The 26,968-nt window shown below is 40.6% G+C and carries 22 protein-coding genes and 1 tRNA gene; 3 read left to right on the top strand and 20 right to left on the bottom strand.

The features are described from left to right. Positions 1-77 precede the first annotated feature (77 nt). The 7 genes from hisA to BXO88_RS03610 all read right to left on the bottom strand — a co-directional run bounded on the left by hisA (position 78) and on the right by BXO88_RS03610 (position 6,486). Positions 78-794: a 1-(5-phosphoribosyl)-5-[(5-phosphoribosylamino)methylideneamino]imidazole-4-carboxamide isomerase gene (gene hisA / locus BXO88_RS03640; RefSeq protein ID WP_078036409.1), complete on the bottom strand. Its 717-nt coding sequence runs from the start codon at positions 792-794 to the stop codon at positions 78-80. A gap of 105 nt (positions 795-899) precedes the next feature. Beyond that, on the bottom strand, positions 900-1,559 hold the full coding sequence (gene hisH, locus BXO88_RS03635) for an imidazole glycerol phosphate synthase subunit HisH (protein ID WP_078036408.1): 660 nt from the start codon (positions 1,557-1,559) through the stop codon (positions 900-902). Positions 1,560-1,570: 11 nt separating this feature from the next. Continuing rightward, positions 1,571-2,857: a histidinol dehydrogenase gene (gene hisD, locus BXO88_RS03630; RefSeq protein WP_078036407.1), complete on the bottom strand. Its 1,287-nt coding sequence runs from the start codon at positions 2,855-2,857 to the stop codon at positions 1,571-1,573. A gap of 79 nt (positions 2,858-2,936) precedes the next feature. Then, on the bottom strand, positions 2,937-3,593 hold the full coding sequence (gene hisG, locus BXO88_RS03625) for an ATP phosphoribosyltransferase (RefSeq protein WP_078036406.1): 657 nt from the start codon (positions 3,591-3,593) through the stop codon (positions 2,937-2,939). Next, positions 3,590-4,678 carry an ATP phosphoribosyltransferase regulatory subunit gene (locus BXO88_RS03620; protein ID WP_078036405.1) on the bottom strand — a complete coding sequence of 363 codons (1,089 nt, stop codon included), beginning with the start codon at positions 4,676-4,678 and terminating at the stop codon, positions 3,590-3,592. Before BXO88_RS03620 ends, hisG begins: the two co-directional genes overlap by 4 nt. Further along, complete coding sequence (gene hisB / locus BXO88_RS03615) at positions 4,678-5,271, bottom strand: imidazoleglycerol-phosphate dehydratase HisB (RefSeq protein WP_078036404.1); 594 nt, start codon at positions 5,269-5,271, stop codon at positions 4,678-4,680. Before hisB ends, BXO88_RS03620 begins: the two co-directional genes overlap by 1 nt. Before the next feature lie 42 nt (positions 5,272-5,313). Beyond that, a complete protein-coding gene (locus BXO88_RS03610; protein WP_078036403.1) occupies positions 5,314-6,486 on the bottom strand; it encodes a pyridoxal phosphate-dependent aminotransferase in 1,173 nt (390 codons plus the stop codon). Positions 6,487-6,860: 374 nt separating this feature from the next. Here BXO88_RS03610 and BXO88_RS03605 point away from each other — a divergent pair, with 374 nt between their 5' ends. Then, positions 6,861-7,145, top strand: a complete 285-nt coding sequence (locus BXO88_RS03605) for a helix-turn-helix domain-containing protein (protein ID WP_078036402.1) — start codon at positions 6,861-6,863, stop codon at positions 7,143-7,145. Between the two features lie 127 nt (positions 7,146-7,272). Here BXO88_RS03605 and BXO88_RS03600 read toward each other — a convergent pair whose 3' ends face one another. From BXO88_RS03600 to BXO88_RS03560, 9 genes are all read right to left on the bottom strand, one after another. Then, a complete protein-coding gene (locus tag BXO88_RS03600) occupies positions 7,273-8,256 on the bottom strand; it encodes a hypothetical protein (RefSeq protein ID WP_139355497.1) in 984 nt (327 codons plus the stop codon). A 278-nt stretch (positions 8,257-8,534) separates the two neighbouring features. Next, on the bottom strand, positions 8,535-14,690 hold the full coding sequence (locus BXO88_RS03595; protein ID WP_168171607.1) for a prepilin-type N-terminal cleavage/methylation domain-containing protein: 6,156 nt from the start codon (positions 14,688-14,690) through the stop codon (positions 8,535-8,537). A gap of 126 nt (positions 14,691-14,816) precedes the next feature. Continuing rightward, on the bottom strand, positions 14,817-15,365 hold the full coding sequence (locus BXO88_RS03590) for a hypothetical protein (protein WP_078036399.1): 549 nt from the start codon (positions 15,363-15,365) through the stop codon (positions 14,817-14,819). Next, positions 15,358-15,705 (bottom strand): hypothetical protein, encoded by a 348-nt coding sequence (locus BXO88_RS03585; protein WP_078036398.1) that lies wholly within the window; start codon positions 15,703-15,705, stop codon positions 15,358-15,360. Before BXO88_RS03585 ends, BXO88_RS03590 begins: the two co-directional genes overlap by 8 nt. Positions 15,706-15,791: 86 nt before the next feature. Further along, on the bottom strand, positions 15,792-16,619 hold the full coding sequence (locus BXO88_RS03580; RefSeq protein ID WP_139355496.1) for a hypothetical protein: 828 nt from the start codon (positions 16,617-16,619) through the stop codon (positions 15,792-15,794). Positions 16,620-16,804: 185 nt separating this feature from the next. After that, complete coding sequence (locus tag BXO88_RS03575) at positions 16,805-17,503, bottom strand: hypothetical protein (RefSeq protein WP_078036396.1); 699 nt, start codon at positions 17,501-17,503, stop codon at positions 16,805-16,807. A gap of 44 nt (positions 17,504-17,547) precedes the next feature. Next, positions 17,548-18,630 carry a hypothetical protein gene (locus tag BXO88_RS03570; protein WP_139355495.1) on the bottom strand — a complete coding sequence of 361 codons (1,083 nt, stop codon included), beginning with the start codon at positions 18,628-18,630 and terminating at the stop codon, positions 17,548-17,550. An 11-nt stretch (positions 18,631-18,641) separates the two neighbouring features. Continuing rightward, positions 18,642-20,132: a type II secretion system protein GspL gene (locus BXO88_RS03565; RefSeq protein WP_078036394.1), complete on the bottom strand. Its 1,491-nt coding sequence runs from the start codon at positions 20,130-20,132 to the stop codon at positions 18,642-18,644. A 164-nt stretch (positions 20,133-20,296) separates the two neighbouring features. Next, positions 20,297-21,175, bottom strand: coding sequence for a prepilin peptidase (locus BXO88_RS03560; protein WP_078036393.1), 879 nt, complete (start codon positions 21,173-21,175; stop codon positions 20,297-20,299). A 482-nt stretch (positions 21,176-21,657) separates the two neighbouring features. Between BXO88_RS03560 and BXO88_RS16275 the strand changes: the two genes are divergently transcribed. Continuing rightward, positions 21,658-22,227, top strand: coding sequence for a hypothetical protein (locus tag BXO88_RS16275; RefSeq protein WP_139355494.1), 570 nt, complete (start codon positions 21,658-21,660; stop codon positions 22,225-22,227). Between the two features lie 121 nt (positions 22,228-22,348). Here BXO88_RS16275 and BXO88_RS03550 read toward each other — a convergent pair whose 3' ends face one another. The 3 genes from BXO88_RS03550 to BXO88_RS03540 all read right to left on the bottom strand — a co-directional run bounded on the left by BXO88_RS03550 (position 22,349) and on the right by BXO88_RS03540 (position 25,522). Continuing rightward, the gene (locus BXO88_RS03550; protein WP_078036392.1) at positions 22,349-22,873 is read right to left on the bottom strand and encodes a hypothetical protein; all 525 of its coding nucleotides are present in this window, start codon (positions 22,871-22,873) and stop codon (positions 22,349-22,351) included. Positions 22,874-23,028: 155 nt separating this feature from the next. Beyond that, positions 23,029-23,640, bottom strand: a complete 612-nt coding sequence (gene fliY / locus BXO88_RS03545; protein ID WP_078036391.1) for a flagellar motor switch phosphatase FliY — start codon at positions 23,638-23,640, stop codon at positions 23,029-23,031. 208 nt (positions 23,641-23,848) lie between these two features. Beyond that, the gene (locus BXO88_RS03540; RefSeq protein ID WP_168171606.1) at positions 23,849-25,522 is read right to left on the bottom strand and encodes a sensor domain-containing phosphodiesterase; all 1,674 of its coding nucleotides are present in this window, start codon (positions 25,520-25,522) and stop codon (positions 23,849-23,851) included. A 253-nt stretch (positions 25,523-25,775) separates the two neighbouring features. Between BXO88_RS03540 and BXO88_RS03535 the strand changes: the two genes are divergently transcribed. After that, positions 25,776-26,750, top strand: coding sequence for a hypothetical protein (locus tag BXO88_RS03535; RefSeq protein WP_330395067.1), 975 nt, complete (start codon positions 25,776-25,778; stop codon positions 26,748-26,750). A 60-nt stretch (positions 26,751-26,810) separates the two neighbouring features. Here the strand turns inward: BXO88_RS03535 and BXO88_RS03530 are convergent. Then, positions 26,811-26,884, bottom strand: a tRNA-Met gene (locus tag BXO88_RS03530). Positions 26,885-26,968 lie beyond the last annotated feature (84 nt).

Below are 26,968 nucleotides of genomic sequence, written 5' to 3'. Positions count from 1 at the left end.
ATTCACTCCCACCATTCAATAAATGCCAAATCATAGATCCTGATAAAATACTATCCGGAATAACCTCTGTTATCAGTTCAGGAATTCACCAGTTTAAGCGCCTCTGACAGCTCGATAGCACCGTTGTACATAGCTTTTCCAAGTATGGCTCCATAGATATTCATGTTCTTAAGTGCCCTTATATCATCAAGTGTAGAAACTCCGCCTGATGCGGTAATGTCTATGCCGGAAAGTTCTGACAGCTTCTCATAGAGTGGAAGGTTTGTACCCTTCATGGCACCGTCCTTTGAAATGTCTGTAACTATAGCAGTCTTCACACCTATTTCCCTGATATCCTGAAGGAAATCAAACATATCGATATCCAGTACGTCCAACCAGCCGTTTACAGCAACTAATCCGTTCTTTGCGTCGACTCCTACCGCTATTTTCTCTCCCCATCTGGAAACAGCTTCCTTCAGAAACTCAGGATCCTTCACTGCCTTTGTGCCGAGGATGACTCTCGAAACCCCTGCATTGAGATACTTCTCTATAGTTTCGAAGGACCTGATTCCACCACCTATCTCTACCTTTAGGCCGGTATCCTTTGCTATGGAGCTCACCACGTCGAAGTTCGGTGTGGTTCCATCCTTTGCGCCCTCCAGATCCACGAGATGGAGCCATTTGCCTCCCATCCCCTCTATCTTCTTTGCTATCGCCAGAGGGTCATCACTGTAGACAGTCATTTTTTCATAATCACCCTTCAGTAACCTCACTACCTTATGATCATATAAATCAATCGCAGGAAACAAAATCATCAATCAACCTCACATATCAGAAATATCATTCCAAATATCACTTGCCCGAAAGCTCTGTCAGTTGTCAGGTTCACCACGTATCAAAGCGATGACACCACACTAAGATCAAAGCTCTGCAAAAGCCTTCAAAATCTTCATGCCTACCTCACCGCTCTTCTCCGGATGGAACTGAGTGCCATAGACATTGTTATTCTGCACTGCTGCAGTAAGCGGAAAACCATACTCCGCTGTTGCGGTAAGATTTCTTACGCACTCAAAGGCGGCAAAGCTATGTACGAAATACACGTGATCTCCCTCATTCAGATTTCTGAAGATCGGTGATCTTCCTGTAGGAGCACCAAAGGCATCACACTTATCCTTTGAAAGTCCCAGCCTTTCTATGAAATGAAGGCTGTTCCAGCCCATGTGAGGAATATCCAGATTCTCGGGTATATCGCCTTCCAACGGTCTAACCACTCCCGGCACCAGTCCCAGACCTTCATGTTCACCGTACTCATAGGACTTGTCGAAGAGAAGCTGCATCCCGAGACATATACCGAGAAACGGCTTTCCTGTAGCTGCCTGCTCCTTTACGAAATAAAACAGATCCTTGTCCCTAAGCTTCGAAACCGCATCCCCGAAAGCTCCTACTCCCGGAAGTATGACATGATCTGCCTTATCGATGATCTCCTTTTCCGATGTCACCACCGCCTCGGCTCCGATAGATGCTATAGAACTTTTCAGTGAAAAAAGATTTCCTACTCCATAGTCAATTATTGCTATCATAATAGTTCTCCTCAGTCCCTGTCCTCTTTTCCAAATCTGATATCCACAGCACGGGCATGAGCTGTGAGACCTTCCTTATTTGCGAAAAGTGAGATCTTGTCGTAATCCTTCTCCAGAGCTTCCTTTGTGTAGTAGCTGTACTGCATCTTCTTAACGAAGTCATCTACAGACAGCGGACTATAGAAACGGGCTGTTCCCGATGTAGGAAGTGTGTGGTTAGGACCTGCGAAGTAGTCACCCGTAGGCTCAGCATTGTAACGACCGAGGAACACAGAACCTGCATTCTTTATGAGAGGGAGATAATCGAAAGGCTGATCCACACAAACCTCCATATGCTCAGGAGCGATGCGGTTCGCAGCTTCTATTCCCTCCATGAGATCACGGGCTACGATGATCTTTCCGTTGTTCTCTATAGATGGACGAGCAATGTCTTCTCTTGTCAGCTTCTTAAGCTGAACCTCCAGTTCCTCCTGAACCGCCTTTGCAAGCTCCATGGATTCTGTGATGAGCACTGCAGAAGCATTCTTATCATGCTCTGCCTGACTGAGCAGGTCTGCCGCCACAAAACGGGGATCCGACTTTCCGTCTGCGAGAACCAGAACCTCTGAAGGTCCTGCTATCATGTCGATTCCAACCTGTCCGAAGACCTGCTTCTTTGCCTCCGCCACGAAAGCATTGCCTGGACCTACGATCTTATCAACTCTCGGTACAGACTCAGTGCCGTAGGCAAGTGCTGCAACAGCCTGCGCGCCACCAACCTTAAAGATACGACCCACTCCCGCAACATGTGCCGCTGCAAGGATGTAAGGATTGACAGAGCCTTCCCTGTTCGGAGGAGTAACCATGACGATCTCCGAAACTCCTGCGATCTTTGCAGGAATGGAATCCATAAGAACAGTTGAAGGATATGCCGCTGTACCACCGGGAACATAAAGACCTACCCTTTCAAGCGGGATGACTCTCTGACCGAGGATAACTCCCGGCTTATCTGCCATGATGAAGCTGTTTCTAACCTGCTTACTGTGGAACGCACTGATGTTCTCTGCCGCCTCCTCAAGCACTGCGATGAACTCAGGCTCCACCTGATTAAGAGCTGCCTCAATCTCCTCCTCAGTAACCAGAAAATCCGAAAGATCCACATGATCGAACTTAGAGCTGTACTCTCTCAGGGCATCGTCACCCTTTTCTCTCACATGAGCGATGATATCCTTTACGATATCCTCAACACTGCTGGTCGGCTCAAAACGGGCGAAGATCTCTTCGTCCTTTATCTTTCCCATCTCATAAATTTTGATCATTTATTTCTCCTTTAGAAGTAGCATTGCGTGAGCGCTAGCGGAGCAATGCGTAGGACTTATACTTTTGTATTATTACATTTTAATGCTCCAGCTTGATGGTCTCCACCTTCTCGCCGCTATTCACTATCCTTCCAAGTCCGTCGCGAAGCTCCATTATCTTCTCGTGCTTGAACTGGAAGCTCACCTTGTTGCAGATCAGTCTCGCGCTCACCGGCACCACTTCCTGAAGTACGTGGAGATCATTCTCTCGTAAGGTACTTCCCGTCTCAACTATATCGAAGATCACATCACTGAGTCCGAGAAGCGGAGCGATCTCTATGGAGCCGTTCAGCTTTATGATGTCAATGTCTCTTCCTATAGACTCATAGTACTTGCTGGCAACATTGGAAAACTTGGTCGCAACTCTCAGAGTCCTCTCTTCATTGTCATAAAAATCCTGAGGGCCTGCCACGCACATACGGCATTTTCCTATATCCAGATCCAAAAGCTCGTAGATATCCGGTTCATATTCAAGCAGGATATCCTTTCCGCAGACGCCAACGTCCGCTGCGCCTCTCTCAACATATATGGCAACATCCGACGGCTTGACCCAGAAGTAACGAACGCCCTTTTCTGTGTTTTCAAAAGTCAGCTTTCTGTTCTTCTCAAGTATGGCAGGACAGTCAAAGCCCGCAGCCGCCATCATGGAATATGTCTTCTCACCGAGGCGTCCCTTTGCAAGTGCGATGTTTATCATATTTCAGCCGCCTCCTTTTCCGCTTCCTGTAAGCTTAATGTCTTTCTCGCTTTTATCTTATGCTCCATAGTACTGAGCTCATCCAGTCTCACACTTCTCACCTTACAGTCAGCATGGTTAAATGTCTCAACAACTGCCGCCACCTTCGCCGCAGTATCCTTTTCACCGTCATAGGTGATGAGATAATCCACATCATAGTCATGAGGCTTCACAAGATAGTTCTCAACCGTATCTAGGTAAAGAGCAAAACCTATAGCACCTACCTTACGTCCCATCTTCTGAGGAAGCTTGTCATAGCGTCCGCCTGAAAGAACCGTGAACGGAATATCCGCAACAGCTCCCTGGAACATGATTCCATTGTAGTAGTCCATGGAATTCACCAGAGAGAAATCAAGGAATATACAGTCAAGTACACCGAAGCTTTCAAAAATAGCCGCAAGCTCTGCGAGATGTGAAGCCATCATGGCAGAGACATTGGAAATAGCATACTTCTTGAGCTCTGCGACACCCTCCTTGAAAGGCATGTACAGATCCACCATCTTTTTAAGCGTAGCGGCACTTGCCTCAGTGAGCATATCCTTGCTGACCAGCTCGTCAAAACCTGCGGCATTTTTCATGGAGAAAAGCTTCAGAGCCTCTTCCTCCGCCTTTTCACCGAGCCCCATAGTCTCAAACATCTGCTTGAGAAAAGCCGCATCTGAAATTCGGATAACATACTTATCTGAAATAAGCTGGAGAGATTTAGCCGCCAGAGCGATGACCTCCGCCTCACTATAAGAATCGATCTTTCCTATACATTCGATACCCGACTGAAGTATCTCATGATATCTGTGATTCTTCGGACGATAAACAGTCTCGTTGTAGTAGACCTTCTCCTCACCGCCGAGATTTGACTTGATGATACTGAGGGTCACATCCGGCTTCAACGCCAGAAGAGAACCGTCCAGATCAGTAAAGGTAATAAGCTGATTTGACTTAAGAAAATCCCTGTTATCAGCATAAAGATCATATGGTTCAAACTTCGTCATCTTAAACTGACGATAGCCGTATCTTTCATATAGATTGTTTAATTTTGTGGTGATCATCAGGCAAGTACCCCCTTGGTGCTGGGGATGTCAGTTCCGAAACGTTCATCCATGGAAACCGCCTCTCGGAGCGCACGGGCGAGTCCCTTGAAACATCCCTCTGCTATATGGTGGCTGTTGAAACCTGCAAGCTCGCGCACATGTAGCGTGATGCCTGCATTAGCCGCAAATGCTGTCATAAATTCTGTCACAAGCTGAGTGTCGAAGGTTCCTATCTTTTCCGTCGGAAACGGGATGTCTCCATAGAAGCCTCCCCTTCCGCTTACATCAACAGAAACAAGGATCAGTGCCTCATCCATGGGAAGTGTGAGGCTGGCGTATCGCCTGATACCCTTCTTATCCCCGAGAGCTTCCTTCAAAGCTTCACCCAGTGTGATGCCAATGTCTTCGACGCTATGATGGTCATCCACCCAGGTGTCTCCTTCACAAGTCAGGCTCATCTGGATGCCGGAGTGACGGCTGAAAAGAGTCATCATATGATCAAAGAATCCTATACCTGTCTTGATCTCTGATTCCTTGCCGTCTCCGTCGAGGTCAAGCCACAGGTTCACATCTGTTTCATTTGTTACACGATTTATTTCTGCTGTTCTCATTTCCACACCCCAAAAGTACTGTATTTCAATTCAACTAATTATTCAGGAACCGCATCTCAGGTCCGGGAAGTCAAGGAGAGCTGATACCTGATCCAGAAATGCGTCCATCTCTTCTCTTGAACCGACTGTTATTCTGTTGAAGTTTGAGATCTTCGGATCAGAAAAATGTCTGACAAGAATTCCTTTTTCCTTGAGAGCCTTATACAGCTCTCCTCCCTCTATCATATTGCTTTCAGCAAAGAGGAAATTGGTCTCCGACGGAAGAACTCTGAATCCCAGTCCTTCCAGAGCTTTCTTTGTATATGCTCTGTTTTCCTTTATCTTCCGGCAGTTTAAATCAAAATATTCTTTATCCCTCAGTGCCTCCACCGCGCACTTCATGGAAATTCTGTTTACATTATATGGATTGTTGGAATTTCTCAGAGTCTCCAGATCCTGAATAAGCGCTGAATTTCCGAGAGCAAATCCCACTCTCGCACCAGCCATGGATCTCGATTTCGAGAAGGTCTGAGTCACTAAAAGATTATCGTATTTATCGATGAGTGCGACAGCCGAAGATCCCTCCTCCGCAAAATCCACATAAGCCTCATCTATCATGACAACATGGTCTCTGTTGGCTTCACAGATCTTCGAGATATCATCGAGGCTTAACCTGATTCCTGTTGGAGCGTTTGGATTTGCTATGACAATGCTTTTGCCTATACCCTTGTAGCTACTCTCAGAATTTGCGCTCGAACTACCTTCTGAACTTTTGTCAGCTTCTCCCTCTGAGTTTCCTTCAGATGCTTTTTCTCCAAGATATGCACTTATATCCACTGTGAAGTCTTTATTTAAGGGCTTTATATCTGTTTTAACCTGATTGAGATCCGCGATAACACTGTAGAAGCTGTAGGTGATGTCAGGGAATGCTATTCCATCTTCACAGAATGCCATGAAAGCATAATTGAGAACCTCGTCAGAACCGTTTCCGATGAAGACATTGTCCGTATTTACAGAAAAGGTCTCAGCTAACTGCGCCTTCAGAGGCTTAAGCTCAGGGTCAGAATAGAGTCTGAGATCTGCTGCCTCTCTGTCATTGACCGCTGCGATAACTCCCGGTGCAGGCGGGAAGGGAGACTCGTTTGTGTTGAGCTTTATGTACTTCTTATCCTGTGGCTGCTCGCCAGGTGTATAAGGCGTAAGCCCTTTATAAATCGAATTAAAAAACTTTGACATGTGGCACCCCTTCTCTATCAAAAGTCTGATCGTTTTTCTAAATCAATGCAGAAAATCCCATCTGATTAAAGCTTCCGCTCTCATATATACTTGTACTCTTTTAAGTATATCATCATAATAAAACTTTCTGTCATAAGATTTCATTATGTCTGCAATTTCCGCTTCATCGCTCTGCCATGGTAGCACGCTAAAGTGTATGAATGAAATAATACAGACCTCCCGGCGGTCTGTCAAGAAAAATTTAGAGCTGCGATTTCTCGCAGCTCTCTTCAACTTTTTAGTCCCAGCAAATCTATCTTACTGATATTATTATAGCAATTATTGCCATATTTTAGCTATATTGATATAATAGTAGCAGTAATTAAGGAGCATATATGGACGGATATATTTGGGAAACTCCCTCTGAAATAAATAAAAATCTTGCTCAAAGAGTGAAAAAAATCAGAAAACGAAGAAAGATCACTCAGGTTCAATTAGCAGAAAGAAGTAATGTAAGTTACGGGGCTCTGAAGAAGTTCGAACAGACCGGCGAGATATCACTTCTGTCCCTGACAAAGATTTCACTGGAACTGGGGATAGCCGATGAGATCAAAGAACTATTCACTCAGGTCCCCTACAGAGATATCCAAGAGGTCATAAATGAAGCAAAAAACACTTGATGTCTATTACAAAGGAAAACTGGTCACAGGGATTTCCCTGTATGATTTAAATTCCGATTCAGTTTCAGCCTTTTTCCTATCATACTATCAGCGCCTCCTATACATCAGAACTCTCAGCTATAATTCCTTATCCCTTCTGACTTTTATAATACTCTTCCATCTCCTTGATGAACTCCGCCTCGCTCTCTCCCAGTCTTTCAGAAGCTATGGCAACATCCAAAACCTTATCCTTCACCAATGAGAACAACAGCGACTTACTTCCTTCAAGACGACCTTCTTCCCGGCCTCTCTTAAGCCACCTGTCTTCCTGTAATTCAAGTACCTGTCCACCCACGAGATTCACCATCCTTTCCTTCAATTCATCATTAAGTTTCCTTGTCACATGACTCAATATAATCTTTGACAGCTCGGCAAGCTTTCGCGTATCGTCTTCAGTGATAATTCCACTTTCACATGCCTCAATCAATCTTCCATAATATTCTTTCAATTCTGTATATATTTTAACATATTCAGGATCGCTAATATCTGATATTTTTCTAAACCGTTTCTCATATCTTATAGCATAAAACGGAATCAAAAAATATAGCTCATTGTTATAAATATCATCCTCTGAAAACATCTGCACATTCATTACCGGAACCGGCATGACTATCTCCTGACCCGAAAATCTGTATATTATCTTCATTTCCGAGAACTTATCCTGACCTTCGAATCCCCTCAGCTTGATGAGTCCTGAACTCGGAAGTTCAATGCTTATGGCGTAGCCATCCGACATCTGCTCCGCTCCATCCAGGGCTATACGTACATTATATTCCGCCAGTCTGAACAGTATACTTCCATCCTCAGTAGACTGACACTCTACATGATAGTACTTACCTGCTATCTTAAAACAACTGTCCGATAGTTTTCTGGAAATCTTTAAGCCATCATCATCGACAAAATATCGCTCATTTGCAATCCTTTCCATTTCCTCCCGTTCAGCCAATGTGGCTTTAATCCCAAACATCATTTCGATAACAGGTATAAGAAAATGCCCCATTTTTTCTGTTTCTGTCTTAAATACATCATCAAATGGCGTGCCAGATACCATATTCTCTCTTTCTTCTTTCATTTTCGCACCAAAAATACAGCTTCCGTATATCAATACCAAGCTTCATTTAATAAACATTTCGTTAATTGGATTTCTCTGCGATACGCAGCTTTAAGATTTTTGTCTCCTTAGAACAGAGACCAGATTATTCAGTACTGAAAAAGCACCGGCAAGGAGTCTTTCACTCCTCACCGATGCTCTTTATGTTAAATGTTTACGAACCTCATGTCAATGTATACATCTGGGTTTATTGTTTTACTCAATAAAGGAGAGCTGCGATTTCTCGCAACCCTCACAATTTATTGTCCTGCACCTACGAATCGATTATCTGGATTACTGTTTATATATATACCTCCATTAATTGATGTACCGGTGATATTAGGTGTTCCTCCTGTTCCACCAACCAGCCCTCCGGCCGCGTTAGAGTTGTATATCAATATCGCTGAACAACCATTTATAAGTGAATTTGTTATGGTAACATTGCCTTCACTTCTTCCTATCATTCCTCCGGCTGCACCATAGTTATCACCTAAAACAGCATTCACATTTTCATTTATTGCAACATTGTTCATAGATACAGAATGTTTTGCATAACCTATTATTCCACCAATATATTTTTTTCCACTGACATTAACACTATTGAATATATTGATATTTTCTATTGTTACAGCTTTATTGCATTCTCCTATAAGACCTCCGATATTTTGTCCATTAGTGATATTGATATCTCCCAAAACTGCAACATTATTCACATAAAGATTCTCCCTTGCTTTTCCTACAAGTAGTGCCTTTGGATCTCCACTTGCACTCTCACTTACCACTGGATCTTTTAATATCAGATTCTGTATAGTCATGTCTTGTATGGTACTGGAAAATAGTCCGACAAACGTCTCCTTCATATTTTGATTTATTCTTAGTCTATAAATCGTATAACCTCCACCATCATAACTTTTCAAATCGGGACACATTAAAGCCATCATCATACCCGGAGCAATAGTATTACCATGAGATTCATGAATATTTGCATCTGGATTTTCAGTCAGATACGGAGGATATAATGCAGTATAGTATGGTTTTCCTTTTTCATAACTTCCGTCGTCCTCCCAATATATATTTCCTGTTTGTTTTGCTCTCGTAACAGTAATTCCGAGTTTCGAAATATAAGGATTAAGATTTTCAAGATGCCTTGCATTTCCTATGAATGCAGTATAGGTATTTGGACCATCGTCATTAGGTTCAATTCTCTCAAACAGACTATTTACTTCTACATATTTAGAAGATTCATTACTAAGACCTTCCAAAGTATCACTTGAATATAAGCTTATATTCTCACCAGGAATCAATTCAACACCATTACCAGAACGCCCATCGAGAATTTCATAAAAACTTGAACCTTGTTGAGCTATATCATCAAATGTTATTTCAAGATATCCATTCAATATACCTGTTACAAATTTTGCTATAGCATTGGTAAATGAAAGTGTATTTCCGCCCCAGTCCGGATGTTTGATAATTACCCTATCTTCATTAAACATCACTTTCCATCTGAACTCAGCATTACTTAGTTCCCCTTTTAATCGAATATATCGTACGTAATAAGTTTCACCATCCAGATTTTCAGTTTGCCACCCAACATCTGGAGGAATAAGATTAAACTTTAAATCATTGCCATTAAGAACATACTCTATGGATTCTATCTTCTCCGGCACTACCCAGTCACCATAAAAAACATGATTTGTACCTATCATGGTACTGTCCTTATATGGAAATCTTTCGTTAGCAGGCGTCCTGTTAAAAGTTTTTACATCCATCTGACCTACGTCTTCCTGTACTATATGAGTATCGTCATGAGCTACTGGAGTTATTCCGCTGATCGTACAAGAATTATGGCTAAAAGATACGTTTTTGAGATTTGTATCATCATTAAAATCCTTTCCCATCAATACATAAACGTTTTCAAAGGAATTATTATCTGACGGACCAGGTTGTTTGTAGTCTCCAATAAATGAACCGGCATAAGCTGTGCCAGCATAAACTTTGCCCTCCATGTAACAATTACTATATTGCTGGTGTTTATACTGAATTCTTCCAACAAATCCTCCAACTGCTCCATCATTTGATTTAGATTCCCCACAGTATACAGATGCTGTTGTAAAGCAGTGTTCTATTTTGGTTATAGAGTCTATATTTGTCTCTAAGTTACCGAAAAATCCTCCTACAGCTTTATTTCCACAAATATTATAACCACCTTCATGCTCAGGACTAATTGTATTCGAATCACCGGATACCACATAATCAGCCAAATACTCTTGACTCGAATTAATATGTCCGCCAACAAAACAATCTGTAATATTAGTAGCTTTATCAGGTTCAAAGTCACCGATAAATCCTCCGGCATAAGCCGCCTTATCTTCTGCATACACATAGGACGATGAACCACAGTTACTGATATTATATCCACCACCAACAGCACTGCCTATAAATCCTCCGGCATCTGTACCATTACCGTTATCCTTAACATATATTGCTCTGATCAATGATTCTTTTCCGTAGATGAATACATTAGTAATATTTAAAAATCCACTTGAAGAAACATTTCCGATAAGTCCTCCGGAATATCCGTTCCTTGACACTATCGTAGGTTGAACAACATAAAGGTTTTTAATATCCTTAGTTGCATCAGAGTTTATATTTAATTTTCTGAAAAGACCAGCACTATATTTTTCATTATTATCAGTATCACCACCGTTGCTTATTAAGATGTTATTAATGCTATGTCCGTCACCATCGAAATCGATAATATTATCATTAACTATTCCATAAAAGGCATTGTTATCTGAAACAACATCATACTCGTTAGTAGCCGTATATGGATAAATGCTAAACTCTTCACTGCTTCCGTTCTTTATTGCAGTTATGAAATCGGTATAATTTGAAGGCATAACATTTGTATTACTTGGATCATTTGCTTTCCAATAAAGATTTCTGCATATCTTAGCTTTCTTATATGTATATCCAACACCGGAAACTGATGTATCCAGATTCTGAAGATGTCTGAAGTTTGATATAAGAGCTATCTCTCCATACGCGCCTGGGGTTTGAACATTATTAGCCTTATCAATATCGCTATAATAGGAATCTTTATAGCTTGAATTTCCTGAACCGGATTTAAAAAGGCTGTTTGTCCTTCCTGTGATAGGCGCACGCATCTCTTCTGGAAGCTTAAGTTCTGCATCAGCATCTGTACTTAATGTATTCCAGGAAATAGCGCCCCATTCTGCCGTCACTCTTATGTCTTCACCAGGAGTTAGATTGGTAAACATAGCAGCGAAATTCTTTTTAAAAGTAGTTATGTCATCAAGGTCAATATAAAACTTTGTTTTATCATCCTCTACCTTTCTAACAAGACTCATATCCGATGGGAACGAATACTCAGGAAAAACTACATCATTATAATCAGAAGTATCCCCACCACCTGAGGCAGTTATATTGGTAATCGCTGTATTTCTGTTGATTGGTACTATATAATCTGGAAACAACTCAAACTGCATATATGCCGTTTGAGCACTGCTTTCACCTTCAATACACATAGATACATAGTTATGTACCCCCGCTCCTGTTGAAATATCACTCGTGGGCACATTAAGAATAGCCGTCAGTTTTTCGGCATTCCTGATTTGAAGTACTAGGCTGTAGTCCTCTACTTCTGTCCAATCACCATAATGCATGTTTATGGTTCTTGAAATTCCTTCCAGCTCGGTAGGTAAAGTAGGTGCAGGTATTTCCATTATAGTCCAATATGGATATACCTCTCCCAATGTACTATCCCATGGCTTGGCATCATTTGTACTTCCGGATACCGAAATTTCATTTCCTCCGGTTGATGAAATATAGTCAACATTTCCACTTGCACTTGCGCTTAGAGTAGCGTTAAAGCCCTTTCCTTTGAGAAAATAATTATTTCCATGCGCACTTACACCTTGACATGCAAAACCTGCGGCTGTACCACCGGCTGCTATGTTTACCGGTCCGGCACTGTAGCAGTTATTGACCTCCATAACTGTACTCTTTCCAACAAAGCCTCCAGCATATCCACTGCTTGAAGAGGAATATACTGAGCATGTGCTATAGGAACCGTAAATTCTTGTTTGCGCAGAATTATACCCGATAAATCCACCTGCTATGCTATCTGAAATTACATTATAGTTTTCCGCAGTGGCATTTTTAGCAGTACCAGTTCCATAGTTACCATCTTTCGTATGTCCTGATGTATAGCAGAACAAAATATCACTATTTCCCTTTTCGATATAGCCTATGAAACCACCGGCATTTGCTGTAGCAAAAACAAATGAAGAGCAGTAAGTATTTGTGATTTTAAGTCCACCGTTGGAAATGCCCATGATTCCACCGGCATTTTCACCTGAAACCATGGCATTCTTTCCTGTCACAGAACATGAATCCATGATGACAAGACCGGCTGCACTTCCAAGCACACCACCGGCATTTTTTCCTGTGACTGTAAATTTTTCTCCTGCTGCAGAGCATGATTCCATAGTTACTGCGCCTGCTGCATTTCCAAGTATTCCACCGGCATCACCATTGTCTGAAGTGATATTCAATTTATTACTATACACAATGCAGTTTGTAATATTTGATTTTTCTGCTGCTATATCTCCTATAATTCCACCAGCGGAAGCTCCTTTAGATGTTATATAATTTTCATTTCCTTCCTCATTTAAAAAAAATGAATTATCTATATTAAAAGTGCCTGTACTATACCCTACTAACCCTCCGGCCTTGCCATTTTCTGCTTTTACATTTGTAGATTTTATCGTACAATTCTGTATCGTGAGTTTTCCTGCACTGTACCCAATAAGACTACCTGCATTGGCAGAAGCCTCGAAAGTACTATTTTCAACAGTCAAGTCACGTAGTTCAAAAAGATTAGTCTCTGCAAATATTCCTGTATTTCCATTAGCTCCTTTCTTTGAATCAACATTAGATATACTATTGTTAAGTCCATCATATTTAATAAGCCCACTATTTGAGATACCATAGTAACCAGTTGTTGAATCTGTTCCATCATATTTATAAATAGTATTAGCATTATTTGTATCCGATACAAAAGAATCAGTTCCACTATATATTAGGTCAACTATCTGATATGCCTTAGTAACACTAATTTTTGACGCCTCGTTAACCAGCCCATTCAAATTAGGGTCATGTGATTCTTTGAAACAAAGATTAGATATTTCCGTACTAAGATTCTCAAGATGTCTAATGTTTCTTATTACTACACCATTGGTATCTATCAAATTATAGCTTCCAAATAGACTGTTAACACCCTTTACTTCATTACTTACCTTAGGTGCTGTAATAGCTGATGTATCGCTTATAGTTGCAACAACTCTAATATCTTCCCCTGGTATAAGCACAGGGAATGATTTGCAAAAGTGTCCCTCTTTATCTGTTATATCGTCAAGTATGAATGTTAGAACTTCTATTTCTTTTCCATCTTCAATTATTACCTTTTGTTTTATTGTCTCATAAGTCCTTGATTTTTTTTCTTTATACTTTAATGGAATATTTTCTTCTTCATCTGTTACAATCTCATAGCTAGTTAAAAAACTGTTTCCTGTTGATTTAATTTCAATTGTCTGAGAATTTTTACTGGTCTCACCAGTAACCTTCAGAGTAATTATTTTTGAAGAATCTCCCTCTTTATAATTTGGATTAAATATATTGGCTGTAAGCTTCGCCTCATTATCGACAGTAAGTGTAAGTGGTATCAACGTACCATTTGGAATCTCATCCTTACCATCTGAAACATATCGTCCAATAACAGAGTCTTCATCAGAAGATGGATAATGCTTACGTTTTTCCTTTTTATTTACTGCTTCTTCTATATCTTCCTTCTCGTTTTCATATGAGTCGTTAAATGTATGAATTTTCGCTGATCCAAAAAAAGTATGGGTCTGCCCAGAATAAAACACCCCAAGAATACTTGCAGTTTTAACATCATAAACTATGATATAATTGCCGTTATCCGAAATCTCTTGATCAATTGAAAAATCAGGCAACATATAAGATAGTACCCCTGATTTCGATGAACCTATTGAATCACCATTATAAACCTTGTATCGAAATTCATGTTCTGTTCCCGTCAATGTTCCGATATATGACGGAATATCTGTTATTTTATCCCCAAAAAATTCTTCATAAGATGATTCATCATTCTTAAGCTTTGACATTTTTCTTTCATATTCGCCACTTGCATAGGCTTCACTTAGATGATTTTGTGCAACGATAAAAAGTTCCTTTGCCGTGTTATCCATTTCCAGAACTTGAAAATTTCTAACATAAGTATTTATCGCAACAAAAGAAACTCCTGCAAGTATCATCATAATGGCAACCACCACTAGAAGTTCAGCAAGAGTAAATCCATTTTTATTCAATTTAATTCTTCTTATTTGTTTTATTCTATCCATAAGTTCAAAGCTATATATTGAAATATCTTATTCAGAGACTTAGCACGCGTAGATTGTTATTATTGATTTCACGCTCATTTTCATTAATCAAATTCATTCGGCTTTTAATGTTTGAATTGTAAGGTCAATTGGTAATATTACTTCTGAATCATCCACAACAGAAAGATTTATAGGAATTACCATTGTTTTGTCGGTTTGAGATTCAGGATCATCTATCTTCCAATCAATATATATACTTTCCTTTTCCTCATATGAAACCAACTTTTCAGTAACTATATTTCCATTAGGTCCATCATAAGAAATCCATATTCCTTTGTTTTTACCATTATCTTTTTTTTCAAATATCGTTTTTTCCCCATCCTCTATGTGGCAAAAAGTAATTGCATCTTTAGATGAACTCACTTTAATAGTACTTGGTTCCGCATATATAAGTTCATCCTCAAGTAGTATCATAGTGGTGCTTAAAAGCATCTGTGCTTCTGCATATTTTGTTACCTGACAATAAACTTTTATAGCTGTTCCTATTCCAGCAGATATCATGATTCCTACTAACGATATAATAAGGAGTGTTGATAGGGTTTCTGTCAACGTAAATCCACTTTTGCTATTTACTTTTCTAAAAAAATTACTCTCTTCATTCATATCTTTTAATTATCATACTATGTGTGATTCCATTGCTCTCAGATGGTTGATTCTCATACACTTTCACATCATATGATTTCTTATCGTAGACCAATGCTGTATCATCAAACTTTAAAGTTCCATTTTCTATCTTTACACCATCTTTTATAACCATTTTTGAAATCCATATATAATAATTTTTGATTGTATCTCTGCCATTTTCAATAATATTCTTTGATGCTACAACCATGCTTGCAAACATTATCATGGCCAACACTGCTATAAGTGTTGAAACTAGAACTTCAGTTATTGTCTCCCCTCGTGAACTATTTAATTTTTTAAATATATTTTTTTTATCCATTCAGAAAACACCTTTTTATCACAAGCACATAGGCAAATAAGACGCATAACAAACAATAATCAAGACACCAAAAACAGATGTTTGCTTTATCTCTTTTCCAATGATTTTGTTTCAAATGTAAAAATATATGTTTTTTTCTCAACAAGATCACCCGCTTCAGATTCTTTTGAATACTTAGGCTCTTCATTACATTGCATCTTAAGCTCTATTGAATATTTATTATCTTTTTTTTCACCATCTTCCGAATTAATGAATTTCAAAGTCAAAACTCCTGTGGAGTCCATCTTTGCATCCATATTAACAGATAATTCTCCTTCAGTATTTTCAGATATTGTTATATTTCTAGGCAAAGGATAATATTCTATTTTTTCATTTTCACTCCCCTTGAACCAAGGATCATAGAAAACATATGGATATTTTTTATCTTCGTGAGAATCGTTATATTTTTTTTTCTTGTCATAATTACTAATATTCTCGTTCATAAGCATGTATAATATCATGCCGGAATTTGGCGATGAGATCTCAGGTAATGCACTTGAAGTATTCTTTTGTCCACTGTCATCAACTTCAACCTTATAAAACACAGGAGGAGTATATATATACGTTGTTTTAGTTTTATAACTTACATTTCCTGTTACAGGGTCGGTAATTGGTACCATTTCCACATGTTTCCTAACCTTTTCTTCAGCTTCAATATATTCTTTCTTATTAAGCTGTTTCTCAACAAATTTGGTCGCCGATCTCACCGCATAGTAATTCTGATCCGTGTCCCTCATTACGCTGAGTCTTCCTGCTGTTGCGGTGGCGCTCAGAAGTATCATGGATCCGGTTACAGCACAGATTGCGAAAAACAAAAGCGCCATCATCAGAGTCGCCCCACTATTTGATTTTAGTTTTTTTACTGCTGCGCTCATTTGCACCTTCTAATCCATGACTGCCGATTTTTTCCGTTCGTCAGCTTTTCTATTCCGAACTGACGATTTTTCAATCAGCATCTTTCAGCTCAGTACCACTTGTTTTTTCTCACTCGGTATCTTTTTGCAAACTCGTCGATTTTCGATCCCGAATTGTCTTCTTTTTAACACCGTACCACCGTCTGTTATCCCTGCTCTGCTGCGATTGATTCCGCTATTGTCTCCAGCGAATTTCTTTCAAGATTTGAAAAATCCGCCTTGCCGAGACCTATGTACTCGCTCTTCTTTTTCGAATCATCCATCACGAGTCCCGCTGTAGTCTGGGCGCCTATCAGAGTCTCATAGAAAGTCACTGTCATGTTGCACTTCACCGGGCTGTTCAGCACGCTGGAGTACTCATCTGTAGATCTGTTGTCCACCGCAGTGATATTCACATTTTTTATCATGCTTCTGTATCTGCTGTCATGAACCATCTGTATGATCTTCCTGCAGATCCTGTAGTCCGCTGCTGTAAAGCTTATGTTAATGTCTCTGCGTACAGTATTGTCCTCTGCCACAGGTGTCTCGAAACCATAATTATATGTTTCTGCCAGCGGAACGAATATGGTGTTCAGGAATGCCGCCTCTGCCTTGAAGTTGTCATAGGTGGCAACCAGACCGATCATGGTCTCCTGATTTTCCGTAACTTCGTCCTTCATGGACTGTATGAGCTCTGCTCTGGTATACTCTGTTGCGATCTGCTCTTCGATAAGCGTAGTGTCCGCCTCGGTCACTCTCTCCCTGACCGGCAGATGTATAAATCTGTAATATACAAGCCCCAGTAAAGCCAACGTCAAAACGAGCAGAAAAAATCTTTCAAATTTAGTAAATGGTCTGCTAAGCATCGTTTTCCACTCCTGCAAAAATGAATAAATAAAAACCGTGTATCTTATCCCAGAGGTGAGCCTCCCTGTATGGAGATAGCCCCACTACCGAAACCACCGCTATTCGGTGTGTCGATAATCACATTCTGCCCCGGTGCTCCTGTAACTGACTGTGCAGAGGCACTCTGCTGCTTCGATGCAGCCTGAGCTGCTGCCTGCTGCTGAGCCGCCGCCTGTGCTGAATTCTGTGAAGACGACTTAGAATTTGATTTAGAAGCAGAAGCTGAAGCATTTCCGGAAGAGTTACCTGAACTTCCACTCTTTGAACCGGTGCTCTTCGAACTGCTCTTTTCATTGCCGTTCTCTTTCTTCTTACTGTTATCTGCAGCCGCGGCACTCTCCGCTGCAGCCTCTGTTTCCTCTGCCTTCTCCATGATAAACGGAATATATGCATGCTCTCCGGATGCCTCTCCGTTTGGACTTGCATCAAGATAAGCATCAACAGCCTCACTGTTTCCACTGGCAACAGCCTGCGTCACCTCATCAGGTGAACGGAAATGAACCTCAATAGCTGCATCCACATACTGAGGTATGATAATGTTTCCATCAGCGTCCACCATGCTCTTATTTCGATTCTGTTCAACAGTACTTGCGGTCTGAGCTGTTACATAATTGATGTACTCAGATTCCTCGAGAGATCTGATGATCTCCGGAAGACGATTGGCATCTTCTATTCCGAGCCTGATATCCGCAACATTGCTGGATATGGTAACACTCTGAATAGCTCCTATCTCTCGAATACGCTCATCAATGATATTGAGCATAGTCACCATATCCTGAGCGGATGACTCCTGCTCATTCATATAACTGTTTCCGTAATGGCTGTATTCCAGTCTGACATCAGGATACTCATCATTTTTCCTCTGAATCTGTTCCAGCTCTTGCTGCTTTTCTTTGTAGTAGCGTTCCGCCTGATCTGCCTTGCCCAGCTCTTCGTAAACACCGTATTTTGTAAACAAGAAAAGAAGTATGAGATAAATAGTGAACAGCCCAATAGAGAAGGCGATATGTCTCACCTTCCTCTCATGGTACATCAGATTTATCTGTTTTTTATAAGGATACTTCTTGTCCATTTTCGTGATAGCCAAATAAATGCCCCCTAAATATCACTGTTTCCTCTGTTAAGCTGCTCAGTAAGTTCTTCAATGGTTTTTAATGTACTTTCCTGAACTGCCTTTGATTCATCATTTATTCTTTTATCTTCCGAAGGTCTCTTTACCCCATAGCTGTCTGTCCGGTCATCATATCCCGGCTCACTGTCATCAAGTCTTACCAGTATCTCATCGGAATCTTCAATTCTATGTAATTTTTCACCCTCATCTGGAGCAGCACCGCCATACATTTTACTGTCGGTAGGAGCTCCCTCCGGTATCTTTACGAGCACATCAGATTCTTCTGCTGCGCCCGATTCCTGATCGCCGTTCTTTTCCTCAAGCTTCTCAAGTCCCGATGAAAGCATAGCCCCTTCCGACAGATCCTTTGATAAAGAAGCATCCCCATCCTTCTTTATCCTGTCCACACCGGCTGCACTTTCGAAACTTTCATGAAACTTCATGATCTTATAGAGCTCTTCCTCAGAAAGAGCTGCCACCTCATCGCCCGGATCCATAGACACCCCATAGCTCTGTGGACTCAGATCGAAACAAGTCTTCATATCCTTATCCAGAGAACCATCCATGACACTGAGAGGTTTCACAGGTATATTCACTGTCTCCGAAAGGATCTCTATGAGCTTTTTGATATTACCTGAGCCTCCGAAATAGTACAGCGTATCGATGGTGTTCGCAGTATTGCTGTAGCTGTAGAAGTTCAGCGCTCTCATGATCTCGACAGCTCTGCTTTCGTAAAGCTGTATGAGTTTGTCATGAGTCTGGATGTCGTTAACATTCTCCTCTTCCGAGATACGGGCTATATGAACATCAGTGCCCGTGATGCCGGATATGGTTTCTGCAAATGAATATCCTCCGGGTTCCAGACTTCTAGTTACGTCATAGACTCCGTGATTGTAAAAATGAATCTTGAAGCTCTGATCACCCATATCAAGGATCGCATAATCCTTATCCTTAGGTACGTCAAAAAGCTGATTATATCTTCCCAGAATCCTCTGGATCCCGATGACATCCGGAACCAGTCCAACTGCCTTGAGCTTGGCATTTCTCGCCAGGTTTCTGTACTTTTGTATGAGTTCCTTGCTACAAGCCACAGCCAGAAGCTTCATATTCTTATCATTTCTGTCTATGACTGCGTAATCGTAAAAATATTTATCGGTATTATCTGATATGTAATCGTGAAACTCAAACGGCAGGTTCAGCTCCAGCTGCTTGACAGTCATGAGTGGAAGATTCACTGCCCTGACATAAACTCCGCTCACCGGAACACTGAAAATGACATTTCTGCATCGTATCCCATGTGCCTTGAAGGTGTTTTTCAGAAAATCCGCCATGGCATCCCAGAACTGAATCATGCCGCCTCTGACAGCATTGTCCGGGACATTTTCATAGAAGAATTTCTTGATACTTCCCTTTACCATATAGGAAACTTTAATTCGATAATCGCCGATATCAACGCCGACAACTTTCGTATTCTTCATTCACTAACCTCATATATATTATTCTTTATATTATGATGATTTTACTGATGTAAAGTTTTGATCTAAGTGCGCATGCATGTACAGCGTGCTTGATCATATTTATATAAATGACTAAATGCAGAGATCCGCATTTACACTTAATTCTCATTTAAACTGCACAATCTTTATGCCAGTAAACTAGTATACCAAATTACAAACTCGCTTCCAATCGTAATAGAAACCAAAGATGCCACCGAAATAGCCGGTCCAAAAGGGATTTTTTCCTTTTTCAGGCAAAATACAAATAAGATCCCTACGATACTGCTCAAAAACAGATTAAAAAATGCTACGAAGGTACTCATATACAGTCCGGTCATGAACAGTAGCTTAATGTCTCCGCCTCCCAGCGATTCTTTCCCCGATACCTTGTCGAAGATCAGTGACACTATCATCATGAAAAGTGAAACCGCCAATCCGCTCACCAGCCCTATACTGAAATCTCTAAGTAAATATGAAAAGAAGCTGAGGCCTATAAAATCACCCGGGATGGCTGCATCTTCCATATGCATATATTCCGGTGACAGATAGCTCATGACACCAACTCCCTTTGTATAGGTAATAAGTGGTAATGTCAGAAGCCACCACAATATGCCTGCCACATGAAATCTGTCCGGTATGGTATATGTCTTCATATCCACGAGGCTGAGCCCCATAAGTATCACTGCAAGTCCCATATTTCTGAGACATACAGCTGAAATGTCAAATTTCAGAACTGTAACTGCAAAGATCACACCCAGTATCAATTCGACCCACGTGGACTCTGAACTGAACTTAGCTCCGCAGTACCTGCACTTTCCGCCGGATCTGAGATACGAAACTATCGGTATCAGATCCATAGCCCCCAGCTGATGTCCGCAAACATCACAGTGGGAATGTCCCTTCAGCACGCTTTCATTTTTCACTATACGCCAGGCAGTACAATCTATAAAACTTCCAAAAACTGTCCCCAAGATAAATGCCAGTCCCAGTATATATATCATCAAACCCAAACTCGTATTGTACATACCTGCTTCCTTCTTGATCCCCTGATGTTTCTGTTGAATTCATATTCGTTCCGATCTTTCTTTTGGATAACCAACTTCATATAGAAGAATTGTACAATCAGAAATCGGTACGTCTTGCATCACAACTATTCATGCAAATTATGAGTACATTTATTCCATCAGTGATCCTTCATATTATTTATCGGATAAATATTAAAATCATATAAAACATAATAATAATTTTGCTTTTAAATTTTACCTTTTTAAATGAATTATATGAATATATTCCACTAAAAAATTTGAGAATTTCTTTCAATTTTTAATATTTTTTTCGAATTATTAAAATTTTTTATTTGATATTTGCATTTAATGCATAAATGCTATACTCTTAGTATTGCATGATTAAGTTTAAAGTATAGAAAAGCTTGGCATGTGACGTCGGTTCTTAAATAAAACAATGTATGAACCAGGACTGACGTTCCCATTATAAGGAGGGGGTAAGTATGAAGTTAAAGAAAGTTTTAGCAGCCGGAATCGCATCACTTATGATCGTTGGTTCTGCAATGACAGCAGTAGCAGGTCAGTGGATGGGATTTGGTACAACATGGTACTTTGTAAAAGATAATGGTACTTTTGCCGCAAATGAGTGGGTAGGACACTACTATCTCGGACCTACCGGTGCGATGCTTACAAACACTTGGACACCTGATGGTTATTTCGTAGGCGCTGACGGAAAGTGGATTCCAAATGCAGAATCAGGCGACGTTCACAACAGCCTTGCACATATCGGAACATATCAGTGGACATATACAAAGTACACAAACGGTTCTATCATCTACGCTAACTATGTAGATACACGTGAAGTTTCTATCAACGCTGATAAGACTCTTACTGTTATCCAGAGACAGAACGGTATCGGCGGAGCTGTATCACAGCTTACTTTCGAAGGAACAAATGAGTACATCAGCGTGATCAACGGTCTCAAATATAACTTCTATCCAATAACCGGTGAGCTCGTAGTAACTGATGCTCAGGGCACAGAGATGCACTACGCAAGAAAGATGTTTGGTTGATTTAAACCTCATATGATTTCAATCGGGCAGGAGACTTTTCTCCTGCTCTTTTTAATCACGAAAAAAGGTTCTGAGATTTATGTATCTCAGAACCTTTTAGTTTATAGTTACATCAACAGAATCAGACCACCCTGTCATAAGTGGATCTTTCCTCATCCAGCAGATACTCACTCAGCCTCTTCTCATCCTTTATCGACGCAGCACTCTCCGCATAACGGGCTCCGTTACGATGAGCGATAGTGGAATGATTGATCTTGGCGTTTCTAAGCTCTTCTTCGGTCTTCGCGTCACGCAAAATACGTTTATACTCCTTAAGCTCCTGCTCTCTCTCAGCTACCTTACGATAAGTTTGAGGATCATACTGCTGTAGATAAGCCTTTTCACTTGGTGTCAGAGTATCTCCGTTCTTTACCTTACGCTTGAGACTGTCCAAGCTGATCTCGTTAGGGCGTTCAAACACGATCCTGTTATTCTTTGCCTCTTCGGAATCTTCATTCTGAAAATCTTTCGTTTCAGACTGATTCGTCTGATCAAGCTTGTTGTTGTTCCTACTGCGCATCTCTAGATACTGTTGCCAGCGACTTTCCGTACTAATACGTTCAAGGTTATCGTATCTGGCAACGCCTTCTACTGCCTGATAACTCATAGGGGTACCTCCTTGTAATCAGCGTGCCGCACTCCTTTGCAGCATTACCATGTAAATACACGAATCTACTTATATAGTATAATTAATTGTACTATAAAAAATATAAATAGAAAACCCCTTATATATTATTTTGACGTGTCGATGCTATTTAAATTTTAAATTTGTCCGGCCTTTTTCTTTAAAGTAAATTTATCGACCATCTCTACAGCAAAGGAAATCGGATATAACTGAACCATGGTCGAGTGGATGAGATCTCCGATCTCCATCTTGAAGGCAACCTTAACAAACATATCCTGTGGTGAAGAAAAGATCTTCTCAAATGTCTTTACACTATCTACATCTATCTTACATACCTCAGGCGGGCTAATATCTACCATACGATCGAGAAGTGTCGCAAGAGATGTTGCGGAAGCTCCCATCATCTGGTTCATGGCTTCAGAAATAGCACTGAGATGCATTTCGTTAACTTCACCCTCATTATTTGTGCCGTCTCCGCCCATCATGAGATCTGTAATCGCTACAACATCGGGCTGCTGGAGAATGAAAACATTGTTTCCATCAAGTCCCACGATATAGTGGATCTGAACGAAGATACATGTTTTCTCGTAATCGTCCAAAGCTGCACTTCGATTGATGATACTGACTCCCGGTGTAGTGATATTAACCGGAAGATTTACCAGTTTACTTAAGTTAGTTGCAGCATTTCCCATGCTTATGTTAGCGATCTCACCTAAAATATCCTTTTGCTCATTTGATAACTCACTCATCAGCGTTCCCTCGATATCATTCTATACGTCCATCAGTTACCTAGGAAGACTCATCAAAATTTATAATTTCAGATAATGTAAACATCCCCTGCGATAAACGCAGAAAAGCAAAGTAATTCCGAGTCCTCTTTATATTTATCGGTCAAAGCATTGGCATAATAAGAAAATATCGAAAAAATTTTTACCTTCAAGCTGATTTATGACAGATTCATCCCAACTCTGCTGTGATAAATTTTTCCTTGAAGACCTCCATGGGCACAGGCTTCGAATAGAGATATCCTTGCATCTTGTCAACCTCGCAGGCTTTCAGTACATCTCTCATCTCTACGGTCTCAACACCTTCTGCACAGGTTAAGGACCCGAATACCTCTGCAACTTTATTTACAAGCTTTATAAGAGAAAGCTGCTTGTTATCCTCTACTATGTTTTTCACGAACTGCTTGTCTATCTTCACCACATCGATATACAGATTCTGCAGTAACTCAAGAGACGAAAATCCGGTTCCGAAATCATCAAGAGCAATCTTTATCCCCTTCTCCTTCAAATTAAGACTGATATCTTTCAGCAGTTCTTTATCCAGCAGTCTGCATCGCTCTGTGATTTCCAGGCACAGATTTTCTGCAGGATAACCTGTATCTTCAAGTGCTCTTGTTACAACATTCAAAAAATTCATCTGCTGGATCTGAGCATAGGAAAGATTGACACTCAAAACAAAATCCGGATTTGCCCTTACTATCTCCAGGCACTGCTCCATGGAATGTCTAAGTATCCACTCTCCGAGTTCAGGGAAAAGCGAATCATTTTCGACTATAGGTATAAAATCATTGGGCATGACGATATTACCATCGTCATCCCTCCAGCGAATCAGCGCCTCAGCCCCCACGAGCTTCTCAGACCTGGAATCCAGAATAGGCTGATAATATATAATGAAATTCCTGCATCCGTCAGCTACGCTCTTTCTGATATTGTTTATTCTCTCAAGCTCATAAATACAATTCTTTGAATTTCCTGTATCAAATACACAGAACTTTCCCTGTTTATTGTCCTTTGACTCATGATAGGCATGATTCAGACATGACAAAATAGTATCGGCATCGACATCGAATCTGTCCACCGATATCGCTCCGGCATTGATATTGACCTTTATCTTCTCACCCTCAAATAAAAACGACCTGCTGGATCTGTCTCTGTAGAACTCATAATTTTCTTTGAGCTCCTCCATGGTTGCTGTTCTGGTTATCATAGCGACCTTAACGCCATCCAGCCTGTACATTTCTCCCATATCCCTGTCATGTGCCAGCATAAATCTGATCACGTGTCTCATGATCCCGGTCCCGAACTCATAGCCGAAGAGATCATTGATCCTTGCATAGTTTGTTGAACCGTACATCACTATCCTGAATGGTACATGAGACTTCAGATACCTGTTAATGTCATAGAAAAAGCCATTCTGGTTCTTTAATCCGGTTATATTATCTATATAACTGTTAATGGAATGATTTCTTATCATCCCTACAAAATACTCGGGCTCATTATACTCATCCTTAAGGATCACTCCTCTGCAGGTACAGGTTATATATTTCCCGGAGATATCCTTCACTCTGTACTGTACATCATGCCTGCCTTCACCGGTATTAATGAGTACATCTATATTTTCTTTGTAAATGTCTATATCCTCGGGATGAATCAACTGCTCCCATTTATCTCCGGCAGCATACATATATTCAGCGGGCAGCCCGTACATTTCAACCGACGATTTCGACCAACGTGAATAATCATATTTAATATCACTTACATATACATCAGTACCTTCCGCAACCAACGCATATGATTCAAAGATCCTATTCAGCTTATCGATTCTGTTTTGTGTAATTTCCTTCATATCGCCTGATAACATGTCTTGAAAAATCCTTTTTTCAATGTTTAAGTCAAATGTTCCTCGCTGTGATTATCAGCAAGATAGCATTATACCCTATCACGTACCGGAAATTACATTTACCGCTTGCAAAAAAGTATTATTTTTTTATAAATTAGTTAAAAGTATGTCTCTAAATCTACATTCTTAATTTGCAAAAGCACTTATTTAACCTATAATCGTTATAGGAACTTTGTGATTTTTAACTATATTTTTAATTATGGTAAAGCTTAACGATTATTTGTATGAAGGACATACTGTCCTTGAGATTCTTCATAATTACAGCAGAGATCTGAAGAACAGCGCTCTAAGCTCTCATAACCAGATAGACATTGCCCACTGCAATTTCCTGATCGAGCTGTCTCAGATTCTTGAGCACAATGAGTTCTTGACTTCGGAATCCCAGCGTATACAGGATTTCTATATTTACATGTCTCAGAAATATCCGTTCCTTTCTTTCAACCTGAAGGGCAGGATAAAATCCTTACTTAGGGCTGAAAAAAAGTTCAACGGATATATAGTTCAGTTCATCTACGATTACTATAAGCAGAACGGTGAGTATCCTCCTCTTTCTGCCATCAAGGCGAAAGTTCACAATTTCAAGGATCTCATCGCTTATCGTATCGTTATCTCTCTGCCTGTCAGCAATCTCGAACCAGGCGAGAATCAGGCGGAATCTGAACTCCATTACTTATATGAGCTTGCCAATGTTTTGCCCGAATTTCTAGAGCAGCGCGGTTTTACTGCAGAGCTCGCTTCACTGAAGCAGGAGAAAGTCTCTCCATTGCTCTCTCCTGCGGTGAGACCGTACTACCGTGACTATATAGCAAATCCCAGAAGTTCAGGCTACAGATCCCTGCACATCACTTTTTATGATAATATTTCCCGCGGATTCACAGAGCTGCAGCTTCGCACCAAGGACATGGACGACTTTGCCGAGATCGGCACAGCCAATCACTACTTCTACGAGAAGAAGCAGGAAAATCCTCTTGTGCAACGCAATACCATTCCTGTAGGTGAGTGTATCTACTTCGATGAAGCCTATAACCGTATCATAGAACTCAGAAATCTGGATTTTTCAAAGGTTAAAGTCGATATGTTCAATGCTGTGGATAACACAAAGCTTAACGATGGATGTGGATTTTATAAAGGCCGTCTTATCCTGCCGTATGAACATCTTGCCAGACCAAAATGATATGATTATTTTAAATTTGTATAGAAAAAACCTGTTTTCAATCGAAAACAGGTTTTTGCATTGCGGGAGAAGGATTTGAACCTACGACCTTCGGGTTATGAGCCCGACGAGCTACCAGACTGCTCCATCCCGCGATAATAAATTTTGTTATTTTCAAAAATATAATGGGGCCTACAGGGCTCGAACCTGTGACCCCCTGCTTGTAAGGCAGATGCTCT

This window comes from Oribacterium sp. C9 (assembly GCF_002007235.1).
In the GTDB taxonomy this organism is placed as follows: Bacteria; Bacillota; Clostridia; order Lachnospirales; family Lachnospiraceae; genus Oribacterium.
Note: the sequence above shows the minus strand (reverse complement) of the source record. Positions and strands in the feature narration are given on the sequence as shown.

Bases quoted from the DNA above. Each gene is read 5' to 3' on its own strand.
- BXO88_RS03560 (WP_078036393.1), bottom strand. From the start codon at position 21,175: ATGTACAATACGAGTTTGGGTTTGATGATATATATACTGGGACTGGCA.
- BXO88_RS03580 (WP_139355496.1), bottom strand. From the start codon at position 16,619: ATGAGCGCAGCAGTAAAAAAACTAAAATCAAATAGTGGGGCGACTCTG.
- hisB (WP_078036404.1), bottom strand. From the start codon at position 5,271: ATGAGAACAGCAGAAATAAATCGTGTAACAAATGAAACAGATGTGAAC.
- hisH (WP_078036408.1), bottom strand. From the start codon at position 1,559: ATGATAGCAATAATTGACTATGGAGTAGGAAATCTTTTTTCACTGAAA.
- BXO88_RS03535 (WP_330395067.1), top strand. From the start codon at position 25,776: ATGGTAAAGCTTAACGATTATTTGTATGAAGGACATACTGTCCTTGAG.
- BXO88_RS03620 (WP_078036405.1), bottom strand. From the start codon at position 4,678: ATGATCACCACAAAATTAAACAATCTATATGAAAGATACGGCTATCGT.
- hisG (WP_078036406.1), bottom strand. From the start codon at position 3,593: ATGATAAACATCGCACTTGCAAAGGGACGCCTCGGTGAGAAGACATAT.
- BXO88_RS03540 (WP_168171606.1), bottom strand. From the start codon at position 25,522: ATGAAGGAAATTACACAAAACAGAATCGATAAGCTGAATAGGATCTTT.
- BXO88_RS16275 (WP_139355494.1), top strand. From the start codon at position 21,658: ATGAAGTTAAAGAAAGTTTTAGCAGCCGGAATCGCATCACTTATGATC.
- fliY (WP_078036391.1), bottom strand. From the start codon at position 23,640: ATGAGTGAGTTATCAAATGAGCAAAAGGATATTTTAGGTGAGATCGCT.
- BXO88_RS03590 (WP_078036399.1), bottom strand. From the start codon at position 15,365: ATGAATGAAGAGAGTAATTTTTTTAGAAAAGTAAATAGCAAAAGTGGA.
- BXO88_RS03575 (WP_078036396.1), bottom strand. From the start codon at position 17,503: ATGCTTAGCAGACCATTTACTAAATTTGAAAGATTTTTTCTGCTCGTT.
- BXO88_RS03585 (WP_078036398.1), bottom strand. From the start codon at position 15,705: ATGGATAAAAAAAATATATTTAAAAAATTAAATAGTTCACGAGGGGAG.
- hisD (WP_078036407.1), bottom strand. From the start codon at position 2,857: ATGATCAAAATTTATGAGATGGGAAAGATAAAGGACGAAGAGATCTTC.
- BXO88_RS03565 (WP_078036394.1), bottom strand. From the start codon at position 20,132: ATGAAGAATACGAAAGTTGTCGGCGTTGATATCGGCGATTATCGAATT.
- BXO88_RS03605 (WP_078036402.1), top strand. From the start codon at position 6,861: ATGGACGGATATATTTGGGAAACTCCCTCTGAAATAAATAAAAATCTT.
- BXO88_RS03550 (WP_078036392.1), bottom strand. From the start codon at position 22,873: ATGAGTTATCAGGCAGTAGAAGGCGTTGCCAGATACGATAACCTTGAA.
- BXO88_RS03610 (WP_078036403.1), bottom strand. From the start codon at position 6,486: ATGTCAAAGTTTTTTAATTCGATTTATAAAGGGCTTACGCCTTATACA.
- hisA (WP_078036409.1), bottom strand. From the start codon at position 794: ATGATTTTGTTTCCTGCGATTGATTTATATGATCATAAGGTAGTGAGG.
- BXO88_RS03600 (WP_139355497.1), bottom strand. From the start codon at position 8,256: ATGAAAGAAGAAAGAGAGAATATGGTATCTGGCACGCCATTTGATGAT.